Source organism: Bradyrhizobium iriomotense (assembly GCF_030160715.1).
Classification (GTDB): Bacteria; Pseudomonadota; Alphaproteobacteria; order Rhizobiales; family Xanthobacteraceae; genus Bradyrhizobium; species Bradyrhizobium iriomotense.
This window is the reverse complement of the sequence record NZ_BSOW01000023.1, coordinates 84,182-106,336: the sequence shown is the minus strand read 5'-3', so window position 1 is coordinate 106,336 and position 22,155 is coordinate 84,182. Positions and strand designations below refer to the sequence as shown.

22 protein-coding genes and 1 other RNA gene are annotated in these 22,155 nt (G+C 64.5%); 16 read left to right on the top strand and 7 right to left on the bottom strand.

The features are described 5' to 3' along the window. Window positions 1-157: 157 nt before the first annotated feature. The 3 genes from QQL28_RS29260 (at window position 158) to QQL28_RS29250 (ending at window position 3,205) form a co-directional block, all read left to right on the top strand. Entirely contained in the window at window positions 158-1,354 is a 1,197-nt protein-coding gene (locus QQL28_RS29260) for a DNA recombination protein RmuC (RefSeq protein ID WP_284271012.1), read from the top strand. An 88-nt stretch (window positions 1,355-1,442) separates the two neighbouring features. Continuing rightward, the gene (locus tag QQL28_RS29255; protein WP_284271011.1) at window positions 1,443-1,745 is read left to right on the top strand and encodes a GIY-YIG nuclease family protein; all 303 of its coding nucleotides are present in this window, start codon (window positions 1,443-1,445) and stop codon (window positions 1,743-1,745) included. Between the two features lie 86 nt (window positions 1,746-1,831). Then, complete coding sequence (locus tag QQL28_RS29250; RefSeq protein WP_284271010.1) at window positions 1,832-3,205, top strand: AmpG family muropeptide MFS transporter; 1,374 nt, start codon at window positions 1,832-1,834, stop codon at window positions 3,203-3,205. 133 nt (window positions 3,206-3,338) lie between these two features. On the opposite strand, the gene QQL28_RS29245 is transcribed toward QQL28_RS29250, so the two are convergent. The 5 genes from QQL28_RS29245 to ffs all read right to left on the bottom strand — a co-directional run bounded on the left by QQL28_RS29245 (window position 3,339) and on the right by ffs (window position 6,898). Next, window positions 3,339-3,770, bottom strand: coding sequence for a hypothetical protein (locus QQL28_RS29245; protein WP_284271009.1), 432 nt, complete (start codon window positions 3,768-3,770; stop codon window positions 3,339-3,341). A 130-nt stretch (window positions 3,771-3,900) separates the two neighbouring features. Beyond that, the gene (gene recR, locus QQL28_RS29240; RefSeq protein ID WP_284271008.1) at window positions 3,901-4,503 is read right to left on the bottom strand and encodes a recombination mediator RecR; all 603 of its coding nucleotides are present in this window, start codon (window positions 4,501-4,503) and stop codon (window positions 3,901-3,903) included. 1 nt (window position 4,504) lies between these two features. Beyond that, complete coding sequence (locus tag QQL28_RS29235) at window positions 4,505-4,825, bottom strand: YbaB/EbfC family nucleoid-associated protein (protein ID WP_284271007.1); 321 nt, start codon at window positions 4,823-4,825, stop codon at window positions 4,505-4,507. A gap of 42 nt (window positions 4,826-4,867) precedes the next feature. Beyond that, complete coding sequence (locus QQL28_RS29230) at window positions 4,868-6,706, bottom strand: DNA polymerase III subunit gamma/tau (RefSeq protein ID WP_284271006.1); 1,839 nt, start codon at window positions 6,704-6,706, stop codon at window positions 4,868-4,870. A 95-nt stretch (window positions 6,707-6,801) separates the two neighbouring features. Next, window positions 6,802-6,898: signal recognition particle sRNA small type (gene ffs / locus QQL28_RS29225), an RNA gene on the bottom strand. Window positions 6,899-7,401: 503 nt separating this feature from the next. On the opposite strand from ffs, the gene QQL28_RS29220 reads away from it, so the two are divergent. The 12 genes from QQL28_RS29220 (at window position 7,402) to QQL28_RS29165 (ending at window position 18,827) form a co-directional block, all read left to right on the top strand. Next, a complete protein-coding gene (locus QQL28_RS29220) occupies window positions 7,402-9,165 on the top strand; it encodes a methyl-accepting chemotaxis protein (protein ID WP_284271005.1) in 1,764 nt (587 codons plus the stop codon). Window positions 9,166-9,417: 252 nt separating this feature from the next. Next, a complete protein-coding gene (locus tag QQL28_RS29215) occupies window positions 9,418-10,278 on the top strand; it encodes a transporter substrate-binding domain-containing protein (RefSeq protein WP_284271004.1) in 861 nt (286 codons plus the stop codon). A 192-nt stretch (window positions 10,279-10,470) separates the two neighbouring features. Next, complete coding sequence (locus tag QQL28_RS29210) at window positions 10,471-11,133, top strand: amino acid ABC transporter permease (RefSeq protein WP_284271002.1); 663 nt, start codon at window positions 10,471-10,473, stop codon at window positions 11,131-11,133. Beyond that, a complete protein-coding gene (locus tag QQL28_RS29205) occupies window positions 11,130-11,936 on the top strand; it encodes an amino acid ABC transporter ATP-binding protein (protein WP_284271001.1) in 807 nt (268 codons plus the stop codon). Before QQL28_RS29210 ends, QQL28_RS29205 begins: the two co-directional genes overlap by 4 nt. Beyond that, window positions 11,936-12,691 carry an SDR family NAD(P)-dependent oxidoreductase gene (locus QQL28_RS29200; RefSeq protein WP_284271000.1) on the top strand — a complete coding sequence of 252 codons (756 nt, stop codon included), beginning with the start codon at window positions 11,936-11,938 and terminating at the stop codon, window positions 12,689-12,691. The genes QQL28_RS29205 and QQL28_RS29200 overlap by 1 nt, the downstream gene beginning before the upstream one ends. Further along, complete coding sequence (locus QQL28_RS29195) at window positions 12,688-13,815, top strand: muconate cycloisomerase family protein (RefSeq protein ID WP_284270999.1); 1,128 nt, start codon at window positions 12,688-12,690, stop codon at window positions 13,813-13,815. The genes QQL28_RS29200 and QQL28_RS29195 overlap by 4 nt, the downstream gene beginning before the upstream one ends. Window positions 13,816-14,086: 271 nt before the next feature. Next, window positions 14,087-14,506 (top strand): HIT domain-containing protein, encoded by a 420-nt coding sequence (locus tag QQL28_RS29190; protein ID WP_027520822.1) that lies wholly within the window; start codon window positions 14,087-14,089, stop codon window positions 14,504-14,506. A 27-nt stretch (window positions 14,507-14,533) separates the two neighbouring features. Beyond that, complete coding sequence (gene nudC, locus QQL28_RS29185) at window positions 14,534-15,478, top strand: NAD(+) diphosphatase (protein WP_284270998.1); 945 nt, start codon at window positions 14,534-14,536, stop codon at window positions 15,476-15,478. Window positions 15,479-15,490: 12 nt separating this feature from the next. Next, entirely contained in the window at window positions 15,491-16,411 is a 921-nt protein-coding gene (locus tag QQL28_RS29180) for a PfkB family carbohydrate kinase (RefSeq protein ID WP_284270997.1), read from the top strand. 99 nt (window positions 16,412-16,510) lie between these two features. Beyond that, complete coding sequence (locus QQL28_RS29175) at window positions 16,511-17,020, top strand: Lrp/AsnC family transcriptional regulator (protein ID WP_027520825.1); 510 nt, start codon at window positions 16,511-16,513, stop codon at window positions 17,018-17,020. Window positions 17,021-17,101: 81 nt separating this feature from the next. After that, window positions 17,102-17,440 carry a hypothetical protein gene (locus tag QQL28_RS29170; protein WP_284270996.1) on the top strand — a complete coding sequence of 113 codons (339 nt, stop codon included), beginning with the start codon at window positions 17,102-17,104 and terminating at the stop codon, window positions 17,438-17,440. A 10-nt stretch (window positions 17,441-17,450) separates the two neighbouring features. After that, window positions 17,451-18,827 (top strand): methyl-accepting chemotaxis protein, encoded by a 1,377-nt coding sequence (locus QQL28_RS29165; protein ID WP_284270995.1) that lies wholly within the window; start codon window positions 17,451-17,453, stop codon window positions 18,825-18,827. 145 nt (window positions 18,828-18,972) lie between these two features. On the opposite strand, the gene QQL28_RS29160 is transcribed toward QQL28_RS29165, so the two are convergent. Next, window positions 18,973-20,472: a phosphomannomutase/phosphoglucomutase gene (locus tag QQL28_RS29160; protein ID WP_284270993.1), complete on the bottom strand. Its 1,500-nt coding sequence runs from the start codon at window positions 20,470-20,472 to the stop codon at window positions 18,973-18,975. Window positions 20,473-20,876: 404 nt separating this feature from the next. On the opposite strand from QQL28_RS29160, the gene QQL28_RS29155 reads away from it, so the two are divergent. Further along, window positions 20,877-21,503 carry a transglutaminase-like cysteine peptidase gene (locus QQL28_RS29155; RefSeq protein WP_284270992.1) on the top strand — a complete coding sequence of 209 codons (627 nt, stop codon included), beginning with the start codon at window positions 20,877-20,879 and terminating at the stop codon, window positions 21,501-21,503. A gap of 36 nt (window positions 21,504-21,539) precedes the next feature. Here QQL28_RS29155 and QQL28_RS29150 read toward each other — a convergent pair whose 3' ends face one another. Then, on the bottom strand, window positions 21,540-22,055 hold the full coding sequence (locus QQL28_RS29150; protein ID WP_284270991.1) for a TIGR02281 family clan AA aspartic protease: 516 nt from the start codon (window positions 22,053-22,055) through the stop codon (window positions 21,540-21,542). Window positions 22,056-22,155 lie beyond the last annotated feature (100 nt).

Sequence of the window (22,155 nt, the reverse complement as noted above, 5' to 3'; positions counted from 1 at the left end):
GCCGCAGGGGGAACGCGGTCAATGCGGCCCGTAACGCGTTAACCGTCTGCTAACCATAAAAATTAGGCCCTCGTTAACCATAAAAATTTACCGCCGGTTAACCATAAATGTTCCCCCTTCGTTCGTGCTGCCCAGCGAATCGGCTAGAAGAGCTGACATGAACGAGATCATTTTCATGGCTGGCGACTGGCCGGTGCGCACTGTCGACTTAGCTGTCGGCATCAGTGCGCTGGTCCTCATCCTGCTCCTGACGATCGCCATCGTCATCGCGCGGTCCTCGCGGCGCGGGGCGGAACTCGCCATGGCCCAGACCATCCGGGCCGACGAGCTGGAGGAGCGCCTGAGCCAGATGCTGCGCGCCCAGGCCGAGGCCTCCGGGCGGGTCGACGCCATGGCGCAGGCGCTCGCCGGCCGTCAGGCCGAGATGGCGCGGGCGGTCAACGAACGGCTGGATTCGGTCACCCATCGCGTCGGCCAGTCCATGGAGCACACCACCCGCAACACCATGGAGAGCCTGCGCGCGCTGCACGAGCGGCTCGGCATCATCGACAGCGCACACAAGAACCTCACGGACCTCACCACGCAGGTGACCACCTTACGCGACGTGCTCGCCAACAAGCAGTCGCGCGGCGCGTTCGGCCAGGCGCGGATGGAGGCGATCGTCCAGGACGGACTGCCGAAGGGCTCCTACGAATTCCAGTTCACGCTCTCGACCGGCAAACGGCCGGACTGCGTGGTGTTCCTGCCCGACCAGCGCCCGCTCTGCATCGACGCGAAATTTCCGCTGGAGGCGATGACGGCGCTGCACGATGCGCGCACCGACGAGGAGCGCCGCGTCGCCACGCAGCGGCTGCGCGGCGACGTGATGAAGCATGTCAGCGACATCGCCGAAAAATATCTCGTCACCGGCGAGACCCAGGAGATGGCGCTGATGTTCGTGCCGTCGGAGTCGGTCTATGCCGAGATCCATGACGGTTTTGACGACGTGATCCAGAAGGCCTACCGCGCCCGTGTCGTGCTGGTCTCGCCCTCGCTGCTGATGCTGGCGATCCAGGTCATGCAGCAGATCATGAAGGACGCGCGGATGCGCGATGCCGCCGACCAGATCCGCACCGAGGTGATCAAGCTCGGCGACGATCTCGGCCGCCTGCGCGACCGCGTTCTGAAATTGCAGAAGCACTTTGCCGACGTGAACGAGGACGTGCGCCAGGTCCTGATCTCCGCCGACAAGATCGAAAAACGCGCCGGGCGCATCGAAGAGCTCGACTTCAGCAAGACCGATGCGCCCGAAGGCCCGCGCCTGGTCGCAAGCGGCCCGGAGCTGTTCCCGCGCAAGCTCCAGGCGGGGGAGTGATTCTGCGCTGGGATGCAGTAACCTGCCGCCTCAATGCAGGTGTCGTCGCCCGGCTTGACCGGGCGACCCAGTATCCCAGAGACGGCAGATGGGCGGACGTCGCTACTACGTCTACATTCTCGCCAACAAGATCGGCGGCACGCTCTACATCGGCGTGACGAATGATCTCATCCGCCGCGTGGCGGAACACAAGTTGAAGCTCATCGAGAGCTTCACGAAAGATTACGACGTCGTGAAACTTGTCTACTTCGAACAGTTCGATGATCCCGAGAATGCGATTAAACGGGAGAAGCGGCTGAAGAAGTGGAAGCGAGACTGGAAGATCGCGCTGATCGAGAAAGGCAATCCGGATTGGAACGACCTCTATCCGGGGATCGCGGGTCCCCCATAACTCCGGCCTCTGGAATACTGGGTCGCCCGGTCAAGCCGGGCGACGACACCTCCCTTGTGACGGCCAGAATCTGCTAACACCCCTCCATGACTGCACCCGACGCGACTTCCGGAACTGCCCCGGCCACCACCGACGCCTCCCGCACCTCCTGGCGCGAGAGTCTCGCCGTGTACCTGCAGCCGCGGGTGCTCATCGTGCTGTTTCTCGGCTTCTCCTCCGGCCTGCCACTGGCGCTTTCGGGCTCGACGCTTCTGGTGTGGATGCGGGAATCCGGCGTCGATCTCGGCACCATCGGGCTGTTCGCGCTGGTCGGCACGCCCTACACGCTGAAGTTCTTGTGGGCGCCGCTGGTGGATGCGCTGCATGTGCCGCTATTCACCCGCGCCTTCGGGCGCCGCCGCGGCTGGCTGTTGTTCTCGCAGCTCCTGCTGATCATTTCGATCCTGCTGCTGGCGCTGACCGACCCCGCACGCTCGCCGTTCTTCGTCGCGCTCGGCGCGCTGCTGGTGGCGACGATGTCCTCGACGCAGGACATCGTGGTCGATGCCTTCCGCGTCGAGAGCCTGCCCGAGAGCGAGCAGGCCGCCGGCATGGCCTCTTACGTCGCGGCCTATCGCATCGGCATGCTGGTCTCGACCGCGGGCGCGCTGTTCATCGTGTCCGGCTTCGAAAGCACCGGCATTCCGAAGCCGTCCGCGTGGATGTGGGGCTATGTGGTGATGGCAGCGCTGGTGCTGATCGGCACGATCACGGCGCTCCTTGCCACCGAGCCTGCACAATCCGCAAAGGCGGAAGCCGCAACGCAGACCGAGACGGCATTCGCGCGTGTGCTGCACGCCGCAATCGGCGCTTTCTCGGAATTCCTGTCGCGCAAGGATGCGCTCGCCGCGCTCGCCTTTGTGGTGCTGTTCAAGTTCACCGATGCGTTCTCCGGCACCATGACGGCGCCGTTCGTGATCGACCTCGGCTTCTCCCGCAACGACTACGCGGCGATCGTGAAGGGCGTCGGCCTGGCCGCAACCTTGATCGGCGGCTTTGCCGGCGGCTTCGTCGCGCGGCGCTATTCGCTTGCAACGAGCCTGTGGATCGGCGGCGTGGTGCAGGCGATTGCGAACCTGTCCTTCTCATGGCTCGCGCTGGTCGGCACCAATCAATGGGCGCTCGCCTTTGCGATTACCGCCGAGAACTTCACCAGCGCCATCGGCACCGTGATCTTCGTCGCCTATCTCTCTGCGCTGTGTCAGAATCCGCTGCATACGGCGACGCAATATGCGCTGCTCACCGCACTGGCCGCGGTGGGGCGCACCTATCTCTCGTCGGGCGCCGGCTTCGTGGCGAAAATGACGGGCTGGCCGCTGTTCTTCATGATCTGCGTGGTGGTCGCGGTGCCCAGCCTGATCCTGCTCGCCTATTTGCAGAAGCGCGGACATTTCGAGACGCTGGGTCCGGTGCGGGTGTAGCCCCCACTTCGGTCATCGCCCGCGAAAGCGGGCGATCCAGTATTCCAGAGGCGGTCGTGATCAATCGAGAGGCCGCGGCGTACTGGGTCGCCCGGTCAAGCCGGGCGACGACGCCGAATTGTTGGCCCGCCCCCTACTGCTTCTTCACCAGGCTCCACTTCGTGATCACGGCTTCGCTCATCTGGCCGGGATCGCTGGCGCAGGTGACCTCGTCGACCTTGACCGAGATTTCCTTGCCGACGAATGATTTCAGCTGCGCGGCCTGCGCGTCGCTGCTTGTGACGAGCTGGAACGTTTCCGGGCCGGTCTCGAGATTGCACAGCCCGCTCGGCGCCGGAAGGCGGCGCGGTTCGCTCGTGATCTGGTAGGTCGCAACCTTCTTGCCATTCTTGACGTCACGCACGCGCATGGTGTTCAGCTCACCCGAGAGCACGTCGCCGGCGTTGATCGGCTTGCCGGGCTTCGACGGCGGGGGCGCCTCATCCTGCTGCGCGGAGAGGGCCGGCGTCACCAGCGTCATCATCGTCGCGACCAAAGCCAGCCGTTTGGCGAATCGTTTCGTCATGTCGTCCGTTCCGTCGTCTTTCCGGATTGCTAAAGCGCGATGAGATTAGGATGAATCGTCATCGCGCTTTAGGTTGTTGTTTGCGCATGATCTTTTCGGAAAACCGCTTCACACTTTTCCGGATCATGCTTTAGAACAGGGTGCGCTGCCGCATCGCGGCCGATAGCGTCCCTTCATCGAGATAGTCAAGCTCCCCGCCAACCGGCACACCATGGGCGAGACGGGTTACTTTTACGTTGGCGTCCTGGAGCAGGTCGGTGATGTAATGCGCCGTGGTCTGGCCGTCCACCGTCGCGTTCAGCGCCAGGATGATCTCGTGCACCTGCGGATCATGCGCGCGGGCGACCAGCGCGTCGATGGTGAGGTCCTGCGGGCCGACGCCGTCGAGCGGCGACAATGTCGCGCCAAGCACATGATAGCGCCCTTGCGTCGCATTGGCCCGCTCCAGCGCCCAGAGATCGGCGACGTCGGCGACGACGACGATGATGGCGCCATCGCGCCGCGGATCAGTGCAGACGGTGCAGGGACTTTGCGTATCGATATTGCCGCAGGTCTTGCACACCTGGACCTTGTCGAGCGCGACCTGCAAGGCGGCGGAGAGCGGCATCATCAGCGCCTCGCGCTTCTTGATCAGGTGCAGCGCGGCGCGCCGCGCCGAGCGCGGCCCCAAACCGGGCAGTCGCGCCAGAAGCTGGATCAGGCGTTCGATCTCGGGACCGGCAACCGCTCCCATGTCACTGGCCGAACAGTCCCGGCGGCAGGCCGAGGCCGCCGGTGAGCGCCTGCATCTTCTCCTGCATGGCGGCTTCCGCCTTGCGGCGTGCATCACTGAGCGCGGTGACGAGCAGGTCCTCCAGCACCTCGCGCTCCTCCGCCTTCATAAGCGAGGGATCGATCTTGATGCCCTTGACGTCCATCTTCGCGGTCATGCGCACCGCAACCAGGCCGCCGCCGGAAATGCCCTCGACCTCGACATTGCCGAGCTCGTCCTGCATCGCCTGCATCTTGGATTGCAGCTGCGCCGCCTGCTTCATCATGCCGAGAAAATCAGCCATGAGTTCTTGTCCTTAAAATGGGTGCTTGTCCTCAAAACCGGCTCAGAGATCGTCGCCGTCGGAACCGTCGGGCGGATCATCGCTGCCATAGTCGGCGTTAATATTGGATTCCGGCGTCTCGGGGGCAAGCCTGCGGACCTCGACGACCTTGGCGCCGGGGAAGCGTGACAGCACCTCCTGCACGCGCGGATCCGCCTCCGCGGTACGCGCATGCTCCTGCTTGGCGGCCTGGTTGAGCGAGCGCAGCGTCGGCTGGCCCTGCTCGTTGGAGACGATCACCGTCCAGCGGCGACCGGTCCAGAGCTCGAACTTGCGCGCGAGCTCGGAGATCATGGTTTTGGAGGCGTTGGGTTCGAGCGCGACCTCCAGCCGGCCGTCCTCGAAACGGACCAGGCGCATGTCGCCTTCGAGCGCGCCCTTGGTCATGAGGTCTCGCTTCTGCCCGGCGAGTGCAACGAGCTGGGTAAAGCTTGTGATGCGCAGCGCGGGCGCCGAGCCCTGGGTCTCCGGCGCGGGCGCCGCCATCTGCGGCCGCGCGCCGCCACCGCCGAACGAGGACGGCGACGCGGGCGCGCGCAACGGGGCTGCGGATGCAACCGGCGCGGCCGGCGTGCTGCGCGCGGCGCTTCCGCCGCTCACAACGGGCGAAGCGCCACCGTTCTGCTCCAGCATCCTGATCGCTTCGTCCGGCGTCGGCAGGTCGGCGACATAGGCGATGCGGACCAGCACCATCTCGGCGGCTGCCGCCGGGCGCGTCGCGGCCTGCACCTCGGTGATGCCCTTGAGCAGCATCTGCCACATCCGCGACAACACGCGCATCGAGATCTTCGACGCAAAGTCACGCGCGCGCAGCCGCTCGGTCTCGCCATAGGCGACGTTGTCGGCGGTGGCCGGCACGATCTTGACGCGGGTGACGAAGTTGACGAATTCGGCGAGGTCCGAGAGCACGACGATGGGATCGGCGCCGGTGTCGTACTGGTCGCGGAACTCCTTGAAGGCGGAGGCGATGTCGCCGCGCACCAGCGAATCGAAGAGATCGATGACCCGGGTGCGGTCGGCGAGGCCCAGCATCTGCCGTACGGCGTCGGCCTTCACGGTGCCTGCCGCATGCGCGATCGCCTGGTCGAGCAGCGACAGCGAATCGCGCACGGAACCCTCCGCCGCACGCGCGATGATGCCGAGCGCCTCGGGCTCGATCTCGACGCTTTCCTTCGCGGCGATATTGGAAAGATGCTTCATCAGCACGTCGGCCTCGACCCGGCGCAGGTCGAAGCGCTGGCAGCGCGACAGCACGGTCACCGGAACCTTGCGGATCTCGGTCGTCGCAAACACGAACTTGGCGTGCTCCGGCGGCTCCTCCAGCGTCTTCAGGAAGGCGTTGAACGCCGCCGTCGACAGCATGTGGACTTCGTCGATGATGTAGACCTTGTAGCGGGCGCTGGCCGGCGCATAGCGCACGCTGTCGTTGATCTGGCGGACGTCATCGACGCCGGTGTGCGATGCCGCGTCCATCTCCAGCACGTCCATGTGCCGGCTTTCCATGATCGCCTGGCAGTGCACGCCGAGCGTCGGCATGTGGATGGTCGGGCCCTTCACCGAGCCGTCCGGCATCTCGTAGTTGAGTGCGCGGGCGAGGATGCGCGCGGTGGTGGTCTTGCCGACGCCGCGGACGCCGGTGAGGATCCAGGCCTGCGGGATTCGCCCGGTTTCGAACGCGTTGGAGACGGTGCGGACCACGGCCTCCTGGCCGATCAGATCGTCGAAGCTGGAGGGGCGGTATTTGCGCGCCAGCACCCGGTACGGCGTCCCCGGCTGGGCGCCGAGCGCAAAGCCAGCCTGGCTGGCGCTGTCGGGGTCGGTGGGGGCGCCAGCGTCGGTCATCGGTCGATCCGCAATGAAATGTCTCTCGGCCGGCTTTTTGCGGAAAGGAGCGCGCTGGCGGGGAGCCCGCCGGCGCAATTCGCTCGAAAAAACAGGTAGGAGACTGACGAGCGACCCGATCCGGACCTCGTTAGGGCTGCTTCCTTCCGGACCTGACCCGGTTGGCGAGTGGCTCGTCCACCGCCAATCTCCCGGTCCCTATTTGGGGCCAAAAGGGCCGGAAAGCAAGCGGGGTATCACCGTCCCTTTTTCCTGCTGCCGCGCCTGCTCCCGGGGAACGTCAATCCGCGAGGCGGACGCCTCGCTTTGAAACCCTGCCAGGACCCGAAAGACGTTTCGAGATTCCGGCCCCAAACCGCTTCGGGCCGGCATACACCGCCTGACCGACATCTTCCCCGCAGACCATGCGCGGACCCGGTGCAGCACGGCCCGAAGCTCGGACAGAGAAGCCGCTTTTCGTCAGGGCTTGATTCTGCCGAACGCCGACGATGCCGCGTCGTTGCCCGTCCCGCAAATTCCAGGAAAGCGCAAGCATGCACCTCCTGCTGTCCAGAACGCGAAAGGGCTCGTCCAAAACTCGCAACGAGCAGCCTCCAGCTGAGAGCTTGTTAACCGTGCATCTGATCATTTGAATCAACGGCCGCGGTTTTTTTGATGGCCGCAGATTTTTTTGAGCGGACGCGCGGAGGAGACAGATGATGCGGATGATTGAGAACATGAGAATTGGAACCAAACTTGCTTTGACCTCTGTGCTCGGTGTCTTGCTCGTCGCAGGCATGATCTTGGCCCAGATGGGTAGCAACGCGACTGTTCTCGCGGTCGCCGAATCCCTGGCGACCCAGCAGGCTGTCGCGAAGGCCAGCAGCGACGCAAAGTCCTCCGTCCGCGGAATGCAGGTCGCCTTGCGCGACATCCGGCTCGCCGTCAGCATGGAGGAGGCGCGCAAAGCTCAAGACTTTCTTGCCGCGCGCCAGAAGTCCGCACTCGGCTTCACCGATGAGATGCTGCAACTCTCGGATTCGGCGGAAAACCGCGAGAGAATGTCAAGACTGGCGTCGCTCGCCAAGGACTACGTTCGTAAAGTCGACGAGATCATCAAGCTTCGAACCGAAGCGATCCAATTTGCCGACAAGCGAGCAACGGGGAACGAAATCCCCGCCGAGGCGGTAACACACACTGCCAAGCTCGAAGCCGAGATCAAGCGCGTTGCTGGAGATGTAGTGTTACCAATCGCGAATGAGATGGCCGGACTTGCCGACCAGATTGCCGATTTCGCCAAACGTCGGGCGGAAGCGGAGAACGCGAAGTCGAGGGAGGAAATGAGGGCGGCCGAGCGGGAGTCCCTCATCATTGGTCTTGTGGTCGCACTGGTGTTGGTCGGCGCCGCTTTTCTTTCGTTCTTTACGATTGCCAGGCCGACCCGCGCCCTCGCCGAGGCGATGAACGAGCTCGCCGGAGGCAATCTCTCAGTCGCGCTGCCTGGTCTCGGCCGGAAGGACGAGGTCGGTGACGTTGCCAACGCGGTCGAGAAATTCAAGGTCATCTCGGCGCAAAAGGCACGCGAGGAGGCGGAAACCAAGGCCGCACAGGACCGCATTGCCGCCGAACGGCGGAAAACCGACATGATCAAGCTCGCCGACGAGTTCGAAAGAGCTGTCGGCGGCATCGTCAACACGGTGTCGACGGCATCCACTCAGCTCGAGGCTTCTGCCGGAACACTGACGTCGAGCGCGAATCACGCCCAGGAAATGGCGACGAGGGTTGCGGCAGCTTCGGAAGAGGCGTCGACAAACGTACAGTCGGTCGCCAGCGCGACGGAGGAACTGTCGTCCTCCGTCAACGAGATCAGCCGTCAAGTCCAGGAATCGGCTCGCATGGCGGGCGAAGCCGTCGGCCAGGCCCGCACCACGACCGAACGCGTAAGTGAGTTGTCGAAAGCTGCGGCCCGCATTGGAGATGTCGTCGAACTGATCAATACGATCGCCGGCCAAACCAACCTGCTGGCACTGAATGCGACCATCGAAGCGGCTCGTGCGGGCGAAGCCGGCCGTGGATTTGCAGTCGTGGCATCAGAGGTGAAGGCGCTCGCCGAGCAGACGGCGAAGGCAACCGGCGAGATCGGCCATCAAGTCACAAGCATACAATCGGCGACCGAAGTATCGGTCGATGCGATCAAGACGATCAGCGGCACAATCGAAAAATTGTCGGAAATCTCGTCGACCATCGCGGCGGCTGTGGAGGAGCAAGGCGCCGCGACGCAGGAAATCGCTCGCAACGTGCAACACGCTGCCGAGGGCACGCAACAGGTGTCATCCAACATCGTCGATGTGCAGCGCAGCTCGAGCGAAACCGGTATTGCCTCCTCGCAGGTCCTGTCTGCCGCGCAGTCGCTATCAGGCGACAGCACCCGCCTGAGGGATGAGGTCGGCAGGTTCTTGAGCACCGTTCGAGGGACATAGCGCGTCTCGGGCATACGGTGCATGCTCCGGCCCATCGCGCCCGTTCGGACGCTGGGCCGAATGCCGTCGTTTGCGGCCCCAACCGGGCTACCGCGACGGGAGACCCCGACTTGCGCAAGCTGGATTCGGCTCATTCGAAGCGGTGCTCGTCCGACATCCATTCCGGGAATGCATGAGGCGAGTTGCCCGGCCCTCGGAATTTGACATACGATTGCGGCCTGTAGGATCTGCATTGAAGAGGAAGATCGAGCAATGGTCACTCGCCGAGACATGGCATCAATTTTCGGGCTGGGCGCGGTCGGCGCGGCAATGGCGGCAGGCGCGGTCGTTCCGCCGGCGGCGGCGCAGACGGCCCCCGATCCCAGCGAATCCACCTTCGCGCGCATCCGCCGCACCAAGAAGATGCGGATCGGCGCGGTCAATGGCGGTGCGCCCTATTACATGAAGGACCTCGCCAGCGGCCAGTGGAAGGGCTTTTACATCGACATCGCCAAGGCGCTCGCCGACGACATGGAAGCCGAGCTCGATATCACCGAGACGACCTGGGGCAATTCGGTGCTCGATCTGCAATCGAACAAGATCGACATCTTCTTCGGCCTCAACCCGACCCCGAAGCGTGCGCTGGTGGTCGACTTCTCGATTCCCGTCTTCAACAACGCCTTCGGCTTCCTCGCCAAGAAGGATTTCAAGCCGAAGAGCTGGGCCGAGCTGAACTCGCCCGACATCAAGATCGCCGTCGACCAGGGCTCCTCGCACGACCAGGTCGTCAGCCGCCTGATCCCGAAGGCGCAGATCTCGCGCCTGAAGACGGCGGATGATGCCACCGCCGCGCTCCAGACCGGCCGTGTCGACGCGCAGTGCCTGATCACGATGCTGTCGCTGACGGTGCTGAAGAAGAATCCCGCGCTCGGCCAGTTTGTGCTGCCGACGCCGATCTTCGCCACCACCTCCAACGCCGGCTTCCGCCGCGAGACCGACAAGACCTGGCGCGACTACGTCAACACCTGGATCGACTTCAACAAGGGCCTCGGCTTCATCCGCACCGCGATCCTCACCAACATGGAGCTCGTGGGCGTGACCGAGGCCGACATTCCGCCGGGCGTTTCGCTGTAAGGCGTGATGAGATTGCGCCGAACTGGGTCCGCAAACTCCGCTCCACTCCCTCTCCCGCTTGCGGGAGAGGGGCGGGGTGAGGGTGTCTCCACAATCGAGAATTCCCGTGAGGAGAGAGCCCTCACCCGCATTGCATCTTCGATGCAATGCGACCTCTCCCGCAAGCGGGAGAGGTGAAGCAAGAAAGTACGCATGTATCAGTGGGACTTCGGCATCCTCTGGGGCTATCGCTGGCTCTTCCTGAACGGGCTCGGCGTCACCGTCGGCTTCACGATCGTCATCGTGCTGCTCGGGCTGGTCTTCGGCCTCGTCGCCGCGCTCGCGATGCTGTCGCGCTTTGGCTGGCTGCGCGGCATTGCGCTGACCTTCGTCGAGGCGTTCCGCTGCACGCCGATCCTGGTGCAGCTGATCTGGTTCTACTACGCGCTGCCGATCCTCGCCGGTGTCGAGATGACGCCGATCACGGCTTCGGCGCTGGCACTGTCGCTCTATGGCGGCTCGTTCTATTCGGAGATCATCCGCGGTGGCATCGTCTCGATCGACAGCGGCCAGTCGGAGGCGGGCGCCGCGCTCGGCATGACGCCGCGCCAGACCATGCGGCGCATCGTCCTGCCGCAGGCGATCAAGCGCATGATCCCGGCGCTGATGAACCAGTCGATCATCCAGTTCAAGAACACCTCGCTGGTCTCGGTGCTCGCCGTGCCCGACCTCGTCTATCAGAGCCAGGTTGCCGCCCATGACAGCTACCGGCCGCTCGAGACCTACACCGCGGTGGCGCTCGCCTATGCGGCGATCCTCATTCCCCTGACCATCATCGTGCGGCGGGGCGAGAAGCGTCTGGCGGTCAGCGAATGAGCGATCAGTCCAAAGATATATGCAAGATCGAGATCCGCGGCTTGCGCAAAAGCTTCGGCAGCAACGAGGTGCTGAAGAACATCAATCTCGGTGTCGCCAAAGGCGGCGTGGTCGCGCTGATCGGGCCATCGGGCTCGGGTAAGTCCACACTGCTCCGCTGCATCAATCTGCTGGTCGTGCCCAATGGCGGCAGCGTCCGCGTCGGCGAGACGCGGTTCGCGTTCGGTGAAGGCGCGAAGCTGCCGGATGTGAAGACGCTGGCAAGATTCCGCGCCACCACCGGCATGGTGTTCCAGCACTTCAACCTGTTCCCGCACATGACGACGCTGCAAAACGTCATGGAGGGACCGGTCACGGTGCGCCGCATGCCGAAGGCCGACGCCGAAAAATTGGCGCGAGCGCAATTGGCAAAAGTCGGGCTTCTGGAAAAAGCCGATCAATATCCGGCGACCCTCTCGGGCGGACAGAAGCAGCGCGTCGCGATCGCGCGGGCGCTCGCCATGGAGCCGGACGTCATGCTGTTCGATGAAGCGACCTCCGCGCTCGATCCCGAGCTCGTCGGCGAGGTGCTGGGCGTGATGCAGCAGCTCGCCTCCGAAGGCATGACCATGGTGATCGTGACACATGAAATCGCCTTCGCCCGCGAGGTCGCGGGCCGCGTCGTGTTCATGCGCGACGGTGTCGTGGTCGAGGACGGCCCGGCGCGGCAGGTGATCGACAGCCCTCGCGAGGCCGCGACGCGCGCCTTCCTCAGCCATTTCCACCGCACCGGCGCATTGCCGCCGGCGACAACGGCATCGTGATGTCCGAAATCAATCGCGTCTATCTCGTCACCGGTGCCGCCAGCGGCATCGGCCGCGCCACCGCAAAACTGCTCGCGGCCCCCGGCATCGGGCTTGTGCTGCACACCCGGTCGAACGAGGACGGACTTAAGGCGACCGTAGCGGATGCCGAAGCACGCGGTGCGGCCGTTGCAACATGCCTCGGCGATCTCGCCAATGAAGTAGCCGTGACGCTCGCGTGCGCGACTGCGCATCTCAATTTTGACCGGCTTGACGGATTGATCCTGGTCGGCGGCCACGCCCGCCGCGGCAGCGCGATCGGCACGCCGGCAGATCAATTCCTGCAGGCAATGGACGAATCTGCCCTCGCCTTCACGCGTTTCGTCAAAGGCGCGCTTCCGCAGCTGCGGGCTGGGCGAGAGGCGCGGATCATCGCCGTGTCCTCCTTCGTGGCGCATGCGATCCGGCCCGAATTTGCACCGTTCGCCGCGACAGCCGCGAGCCGCGCCGCACTGGAAGCCCTGGTGCGGCTGACCGCGGTCGAGCTCGCCGGCGACGGCATCACCGTCAACGCGGTTGCGCCCGGTCTCATCGTCAAGGACAAGCCGAGCGAGAACAGGCTATCGCCCGAGCAGATCGCCGCAACGGAAGCCTTGATCCCGATGCGCCGTCGCGGACGCCCGGAGGAAGTGGCCGAGATCATCGCCTTCCTCGCGTCACCGAAAGCGTCCTACGTCACCGGCCAGGTCTGGCACGTCAATGGAGGCCTGACATGACCGAAGCGAGGATCGAGCGGCTTCGCCTGTTCCTGATCGAAAGCCCGATCAAGATGGCCCGCCTTCAGGGCGTCGGCAACGTCAAGGGCACGGTGAAGCGCGTGCTGCTCGAGCTCACCGCTGATAACGGCGTGGTCGGCTGGGGTGAGGCGGCGCCGTGGGAGGTGTTCACGGGAACGCCGGAGGCGGCGTTCTCCGCGCTCGACATCTATCTGAGACCGATCTTGCTCGGCAAGCCGGTGCGCCGCATCCGCGCGCTGATGGCGGAGCTCGACCGCGCGCTGGTTGGGCATGCCGAAGCCAAGGTCGCGATCGAGATGGCGCTGCTCGACATCGTCGGCAAATCGGCGGGATTGTCGGTGGCCGACCTGCTCGGCGGCCGCGTGCGCGACACCATCCCCCTTTCCTTCTCGATCGCCGATCCGGATTTTGCCGCCGATCTCGAGCGCATGCGCAAAATGGTTCCGGACGGCAACGTCGTCTACAAGGTCAAAACCGGCGTGAAGCCGCATCGCGAGGACCTCGATCACCTCGCGGCGATCCGCAAGGAGTTCGGCGACAAGGTCGACCTTCGCGTCGACTACAACCAGGCACTGGCGCCGTTCGGCGCCATCAAGATCTTGCGCGACGTCGAGCAGTTTGCGCCGACCTTCATCGAGCAGCCGGTGCCGCGCAAATATCTCGACGTGATGGCACAGCTGACCTCAGTGCTGGAAACGCCTGTTCTCGCCGACGAGAGCTGTTTCGATCGCCGCGACATGATGGAGGTGGTGCGCCGGCAAGCCGCGGATGCCGTGTCCATCAAGCTGATGAAGGCCGGCGGCCTGTTCGAGGCGCAAGCCATCATGGCGATCGCCGATGTCGCCGGCCTGCCCGGCTATGGCGGCACGCTGTGGGAAGGCGGCATCGGGCTAGCTGCCGGCACGCAGCTCATCGCGGCAACGCCCGGCATCTCGCTCGGCTGCGAATTCTACATGCCGCATCACGTGCTGACCGAGGACGTGCTGGAGGAGCGCATTCCCAACCGCGACGGCCATGTCGTCGTGCCCGACGGCCCCGGCCTCGGCATCCGCGTCAGCGAAGCCTCGGTCCGCGCCAATGCGCGCGTGCTGGCGGAGGGGTGATCCCCAATCTCACCGTCGTCCTGGCGAACGCGACCCATTACCCAAGGGAAAAGTTGCGGCGCGAGCTGGCAACCCCGAGTCTTCGCCAAACGCAATCCTGTGGATATGGGTCCTGGATCTGCGCTTCGCTTGTCCAGGACGACGATCGAGCATGCGGCCCCTGCAAAGCGCAATCCTTCCCCTAAGGGAATCGGTATCGTATGGTCGGCGCCAGATAATCAGGGTTCCCGCCCTCGCCGCCCGAGCCTGTCGGGCCATCCGGACATTCTTCATGCCTGATCCCGCCTGGTCGCTGCACTCCCGCCTGAAAGAGGACACCATCGACATCGGTGACCTGCCGTTGTCGAAAGTGCTGGTCATCAAGGACGCCCATTATCCCTGGCTGTTGCTGGTGCCGCGGCGCGCGGATGCGGTCGAGATCATCGATCTCGACGAGGTGCAGCAGGCGCAATTGATGACCGAGATCACGCGCGTCTCCCGTGCGCTGAAGGAGATCACCAAATGCGACAAGCTCAACGTCGCAGCGCTCGGCAACCTCGTGCCGCAGCTTCACGTGCACATCATCGCGCGCCGGACCAGCGACGCGGCCTGGCCACGCCCGGTCTGGGGCGTGATGCCGCCCTTGGCGCACGATGCCGAGGAGGTACAGAATTTCATCAGCGCACTTCGTCGCAAGATCTGGTTGGGTTGAAAGAACGATTGGGTTGAAAGAACAATAATGTCAGCATTCGACTCGTTTCCGCTGGGCCAGCCGGCCTTTGTCAGCAACGTCCTCGACCGCGCGGCGCATCTGCGCCTCAATGACGAAAAGCTGTTCGCACTCGAACAAAACGCCTCGTCGCGCGCTTATGTAATCTACCGCGACTCGCTCCTGGTGAAGCGCGAGGGCGAGCGCGTCCGCGCCCTGCTCTCGATCGACGAAGCCACCAAATGCGGTGCCAATCCCGGCACGATCTTCCTAGGCTTGCGCGATGGTGCAGCGGTGTTCGGCATGGGCATGCCGCAGGCCGCGGCTGAAGTGCTGATCGGCGGTGGGGACTATAGCGTGACCGAATTGCGCGGCATGGCCATGCAGGGCGCCATCCCGCCGCAGGAGCTGTCCGCGATCGCGATGGCGAAATCGATGGTCACCTGGCATCAGCGCCACGGCTATTGCGCCAATTGCGGTGCGCGCAGCGCGATGAAGGAAGGCGGCTGGAAGCGCGAGTGTCCTGCCTGCAAGGCCGAGCATTTTCCGCGCACCGACCCGGTCGTGATCATGCTGGTCGCCTCCGGCGACAACTGCCTGCTCGGCCGCCAGAAGCAGTTTCCGCCGGGCATGTATTCCTGCCTCGCCGGCTTCGTCGAGGCGGCCGAGACCATCGAGGACGCGGTGCGCCGCGAGATCTTCGAGGAATCCGGCATCCGCTGCACCGATGTACAGTACTACATGACCCAGCCCTGGCCCTATCCGTCGTCCCTGATGATCGGCTGTAGCGCGCGGGCACTGACCGATGAGATCACCGTCGACCGCTCGGAGCTGGAGGACGCCCGCTGGTTCAGCCGCGACGAAGCGCGGCTGATGCTGACGCGGACGCATCCGGACGGGCTTGCCGGTCCGCACCCCTTCGCCATCGCCCATCATCTGGTCGGCCGCTGGTTGCAGGGCAAGGACGGCGCATAGCGGCGCCGGCCGATGTCCGCCAAAACGATCGCGCCGCGCGTCCTCTGCATCGGCATCCCCGTGCGCGACCTCACCTTCCGCGTGGACGGCGTGCCCGAACACGGTAGCAAGGCGAACGCCACGCATCTGGAGGAGATCTGCGGCGGCAACGCGCTCAACGCCGCGATCGCTATCGCGCGGCTCGGCGGCCGCGCTGCGCTGGTCGGGCCGATGGGCGATGCGCAGGAGAGTTCGAGCGGCTTCATCCTCGAACGCATGGCGCAGGAGGGCATCGACGTCAGGCACGTCGTGCGCATGCCGGGCCTGACGACGCCGGTCTCGGCGATCATGATCGACGCGAGTGGCGAGCGCACGCTCGTGATCTATCGCGATCCCGCGCTGTGGACGGTGAAGCTGCCGGACGCCGACGTGCTGCTCGGCGATTGCGACGCGATTTTGGTCGAGAGCCGCTGCGCCGAGTTCGCCCTTCCCCTCTGCGCCGAGGCGCGACGCCGCGGCATTCCCGTCATCGTCGGCGTCGACCGCGCGATGTCGGGAGGCGATGGCCTGCTCGCGGCCGCCTCGCACGTCCTGTTCGCCAGCGAGCAGCTGCAGGAGACGGCTGGCGTCGCCGACGACGGTGGGGCGCTGAAGACGATCGCGAGGCTGACGCCGGCGTTCCTCGCCGCCACCCGCGGCCCGCGCGGCACGATCTGGCTGAATGAGAGGGGCGAGCTGGAGGAGACGGCGGCCTTTCCGGTCCATGCCGTGGATACGCTCGGCGCGGGCGATGTCTTCCATGGCGCCTTCACGCTTCGCCTCGCCGAAGGCCGGGATGCGCGGGAGGCGCTGCGATTCGCCGCGGCCGCGGCCGCGCTGAAATGCACCCGCTTTGGTGGTGGCCTCGCCGCCCCGCAACGCATTGAAGTTGAAGGACTTTTGCTCGGAGGCTGACCGGCGCGGGCAGGCTGCCGCCCGGAATATGGACTTGCTCTAGAAGATTTTTCTATATATGAGGGATTTAGACCCCTGAAATGGAAAAAAGTTCCTCAAATGAGCGACCTCGCCGTCCAACTCCCTGAGACCAACCGCCGCCTCGACGCCATCGACCGCAAGATCCTGATGGTACTCCAGGAAGACGCCTCGCTGTCCGTCGCCGAGATCGGCGACCGGGTCGGGCTCTCATCCACGCCCTGCTGGAAGCGCATCCAGCGCCTGGAGGCCGATGGGGTGATCCTCAAGCGGGTGGCGCTGGTCGACCAGAACAAGATCGGGCTCGGCATCTCCGTGTTCGTGTCGGTGGAGAGCGCCGACCATTCGGAGGCCTGGCTGAAGAAATTCGCCGAGGCCGTCAGCGCCATGCCCGAGGTGATGGAGTTCTACCGCATGGCCGGCGACGTCGACTACATGCTGCGCGTCGTGGTCGCGGACATGCAGGCCTATGACGTCTTCTACAAGAAGCTGATCAGCGCCGTGCCGCTCAAGAACGTCACCTCGCGCTTCGCCATGGAGAAGATCAAGTCGGTCACCGCTCTGCCGATCCCGGCGGTGGTGGCGGCTTAGGCCCGCCCCCAGCTTCAAGCGTCCCTCTTCCTCGGCCGGAGATTTACGCCCGGTTAGCCCCATCGCGATATGTTCCCCGCGATGGAGTGGGGGAACACCATCCGAACGATACGGCCGCCGTCATGGGCGCCCGCGGCAGCATTGCTGCTCGCGAGCTGGATTGCGGTCGCAGCATTGTCTTCGCAGGTGCGGGCGGGTGCCGAGGTCGTAGCCGTGGCATTCCCGCCATGGTGGAACGCCCAACAAGCGTTGCTGGCCGCTGCATCCGCGAACGCCGCAATCGTGCGGACGACGGCTATGCCTGCGCTTCTGGTGGTGCGACCCGACGGCCATGACGGTTTGCACAAACTGCGCGAGGCAGGAGCCTGGCTGGCCGTTGACCCGCAGACGATTGCGGCTTGCTTCAAGGCCAATGATTGAGAGGTTGGGAATGACTTTCGACGGTGATGCGCTGGCAATCCTGCGCGAAACTGCCAGCAAGATCTTGCTCGCCGTGCTCTGGTTGCACGTCCCGATCGCCGTCGTGATCGGCCTGACGCTTGGCTCCGGCTGGCTGATACCGGCCGCCTTCATGGCCGCGATGGCGCTGGCGGCCACCGTGTCGTGGCGTCTTGCGGGGAACGAAGCTTCGACCCGCATGACCGTCGCCGTCGCCCTGATGGCCGGCGTGTCGATGCTGGTCTACCAGTTTGCCGGTCACGCCTGGCAGGTCGACATGCACATGTACTTCTTCGCGACGCTGGCATGTCTGGTCGCTTACTGCGACTACCGGCCGATCATCGCCGGCACGCTCGCAGTCGCATTGCATCACCTCACGCTGAATTTCGTCCTACCTGCGGCCATCTATCCAGGCGGCGCCGATCTCGGCCGGGTCGTTCTCCATGCCGTCATTCTCCTGATCGAGGCCGGCATCCTGATCTGGCTCGCGACCACGCTGTCGCAGCTTTTCGAGATGGCGGCACAAAGGACTGCCGAAGCCAGAGCCTCGAGCGACGCCGAATCGCGCGCCAATGCCGAGCGAAACGAGGCAGAGCAGGCCAAGCGAGACCGGGACATCGCGCGGCGCGAGCTCGCCACGGGATTCCAGAGCAGGATCAGCGGCGTCGTCGAGGCGGTTGCTGCGACGGCAAGCCAGATGCAGGGCCTCTCGGCATCCATGAATGGCTGCAACAAGGAGACCGAGCGGCAGACGTCGGCTGCGACCGGCGCATCCGCCCAGGCCTCGGCCAACGTGGAGAGCGTTGCATCCGCCACGGAAGAGCTCACGGCCTCCATCAACAACATTGCCGCGCAGGTGACGCGCTCAGCCCAGATCGCCGCCAAGGCGGCCGAGGAGGCCCGCCGCACGAATACGGTTGTCGAAGGCCTCGCTGCCGGCACACAGAAAATCGGCGAGGTGGTGACGCTGATCCAGAGCATCGCGAGTCAGACGAACCTCCTGGCGCTGAATGCGACCATCGAGGCCGCGCGCGCTGGCGAGCATGGCAGGGGATTTGCTGTCGTCGCGAGCGAGGTGAAGGCGCTGGCCAACCAGACGGCAAAGGCGACCGAGGAGATCTCGACCCAGATTCAGGATATCCAGACCGCCACCGGCGAGGCGGTCAAGGCGATCGAGGCCATCGGCGGAACGATCTCGGACATCGACCAGATCTCCGGCGAGATCGCGGCCGCCGTCAATCAACAAGGCGCCGCCACGCAGGAGATCTCCGGCAACGTGCAGCAGGCTGCCGATCGCACCAGAGACGTCAACGACAGCATCTCCGGCGTCAACCGGGCCTCCGGGGACGCCAATCGGGCGACCGCGTAGCTCCTGGAAGCAGCCAACATCCTGTCGTCGCAATCCGAACGGCTGAAGTCCGAGCTCAGCGGATTCCTGGAGTCGCTACAGGCGGCGTGAGCCGCCTGACGCGAGGTGATTTCCAGTCGCCATGAGGCGAGCTCGGCCTGGCCTCTCAGATCTTCTGATTGTACTCGCCGACCTCGGGATGGGTGCGCAGCACGCTGTCCACCATCTCGAACATGTCGCGCATGCGCTGCTCGGAGACGGGGCTTTCGACCACGACCACGAGCTCGGGCTTGTTGGAGGACGCGCGCACCAGCCCCCAGCTGCCGTCCTCCACCGTGACGCGCACGCCGTTGACTGTGACGAGGTCGCGGATCGACTGGCCGCCGATCTTCGCACCCTTCGCCTGCAAGCCTTCAAAATGCTTCACGACGGCGTCGATGACACCGTACTTGACCTCGTCGGCGCAATGCGGCGACATCGTCGGCGACGACCAGGTCTTCGGCAGCGCGTCCTTCAGATCGGCCATCGACTTGCCGGGCGCGCGGTCGAGCATGTCGCAGATCGCGATCGCGGAGACGAGGCCGTCGTCATAGCCGCGCCCGAACGGCTTGTTGAAGAAGAAATGGCCCGACTTCTCGAAGCCGGCAAGCGCGCCCATCTCGTTGGTGCGGCGCTTCATGTAGGAATGGCCGGTCTTCCAATAGGCGGTTTTTGCGCCCTGCTTCTGGAGCACGGGATCGGTGATGAACAGGCCGGTCGACTTTACGTCGACGACGAACTGCGCGTCCTTGTGGATCGCCGACATGTCGCGCGCCAGCATCACGCCGACCTTGTCGGCAAAGATCTCCTCGCCGGTGTTGTCGACGACGCCGCAGCGATCGCCGTCGCCGTCGAAGCCGAGGCCGACATCGGCCTGGTGATGCAGCACCGCATCGCGGATCGCGTGCAGCATCTCCATGTCCTCGGGGTTCGGATTGTATTTCGGGAAGGTGTGGTCGAGCTCGGTGTCGAGCGGGATCACCTCGCAGCCGATCGCCTCCAGCACCTGCGGTGCGAATGCGCCGGCGGTGCCGTTGCCGCAGGCCGCGACGACCTTGAGCTTGCGCTTCAGCTTCGGCCGGTTGGTGAGATCGGCGATGTAGCGCGCCGGATAGTTTTCGTGGAACTGGTAGGAACCGCCGGCCTTGTTCCTGAACTCGGCGTTGAGCACGATCTGCTTCAGCCGCGTCATCTCGTCCGGGCCGAAGGTCAGCGGGCGGTTGGCACCCATCTTCACGCCGGTCCAGCCATTGTCGTTGTGCGACGCCGTGACCATGGCGACGCAGGGAACGTCCAGGTCGAACTGTGCGAAATAGGCCATCGGCGTCACGGCGAGGCCAATGTCATGCACCTTGCAGCCCGCCGCCATCAGGCCGGAGATCAGCGCATACTTGATCGAGGCCGAATAGCCGCGGAAATCGTGCCCGGTGACGATCTCCTGGCCGGTACCGAGCTCGGCGATCAGCGCACCCAGCCCCATGCCGAGCGCCTGCACCCCCATCAGGTTGATTTCCTTGTTGAACAGCCAGCGCGCGTCGTACTCGCGGAAGCCGGTGGCCTTCACCATCGGCTCGGATTCGAAGGCATAGGTGTTGGGCAGCAGCGCGGATTTCGGCTTGGGAAACATCGAGGCAATCTCGTTAACAGGCAGGAGGAATATACCGCAGGCATAGCGAATGCTCAGGCCGAGCGGAAGGCGGGATTGGCGGCTTGTGGCCGATAATTGCGGCAGTTTGGTAACAAAGAAGCCTTGCTCAGTGCTGCTCGGAGCAGGCGGAAGAGTGCAGCAGAAATTTCGGCCACGATCGATCCGCTCCATCGCGGATGTGCACTTTGTGCCTTACAACCTCTGATCGCGAGATCGTGTTGAAACCAATCGGCCTCACGGCGCTTATGCGTTCAGGAATACTCGGGCTCGCCCTGCAAACATTCGAAGATCGCCCTGGCGCACGACGCCTGATCGATCATTAGAGCATTAACTCAAGCCTCGTCTCGAGCTTCCTCCACGATGTAACGCGTGGGAGACAAAGCATGCGCAGGGCGTCGATCCTGGCTGCAATCACGACTGGCACGATCTTGTCCATCTGCCAGATGCCCTGCGCTCAATCGGCCGATGAGAGAGTGTCGGGCATGCCGACCATCCCCGCGTCGGCGCCCCTGCATCTCAGGTTTGGCGATCCGACGCTTCCGCCCATGGCGTACACGCTATTCTGCCTGCGCTACCATGACGAATGCCGCACCCGCCTGCCGTTTCGTGGCGGTTCGGTCCACCTGACCGAGGCCCGATGGGCTGATCTGAAAGAAGTCAACGAGACCGTGAACAGAGCCATCATCCCGGAACCGAATGCGCTGGGTCCGGCACCGGAGGAATGGCTCATTGATCCCAGGCGCGGCGACTGCAACGACTATGCCGTCAGCAAGCGCCACAGGCTTCTGAGCCGAGGCTGGCCCCAGCGGACGCTCCTGCTCGGCGAGGTCGTGACCGTCTGGGGCAAGCGCCATCTGGTTCTGGTCGTTCGAACGCAGAACGGCGATCTGGTGCTGGACAATCTGACGGCGCAGATCAGACCGTGGCCGCGCGCACCATATCGCTGGCTTCGAATTCAATCGCCGAGCAACCCGCGATATTGGAACATCGTCGCGCCGCGCAGCGTCTAGGGCTTCGTCGTCGGCCCGGTGGACCGACACGTTCGCCTACTGTTCCAGCACCATCTGACCGTTGGCGTATTCGAAGCGCCTCAGCTTGGACAGGAAGGAAAGCCCGAGCAAATTCTCCGACAGCGCCTCGTCCGGCAGCACCATGGCATCGACGTCGCGAACGATGAGGCCGCCGACGTCGAGCATGGCGATGCGGGTGCGCGCGGCCTTGATGGTGCCGTTGGCGGTGGCGACGTTGGCGTTGTAATCGCCGCGCGACGGGCGCAGGCCGAAGCGGGCAGCCGAGGTCTCGTTCAGCGCCACCACGGAAGCACCGGTGTCGACCATGAAGCCGATGCGCTGTCCGTCGATCCGCCCTTCTGTTTGAAAGTGACCGCGTGCGTCGCGGGGGATGCTGACGCTGCGATTGCCGGCCTGCGGCGCAGCGGCCGGAATGGCGGCCATCTGGCGCGGCGCCGACGTGGCGGAGGCCGAGCTCATCTTGTCGGCTATCTGCGCCATGAATGTGCCCAGCCCAATCATGATGGCCGCGAAGATCATAATGTTACGCATGACACCACTCGGAACCGAAAGCACGATCTCATCACGCTACGCGCCCGGCCGCGAGCGAGGCCGCAGCCGGGAAGCTGCCATTTTGGCGAAAAGCGTGACG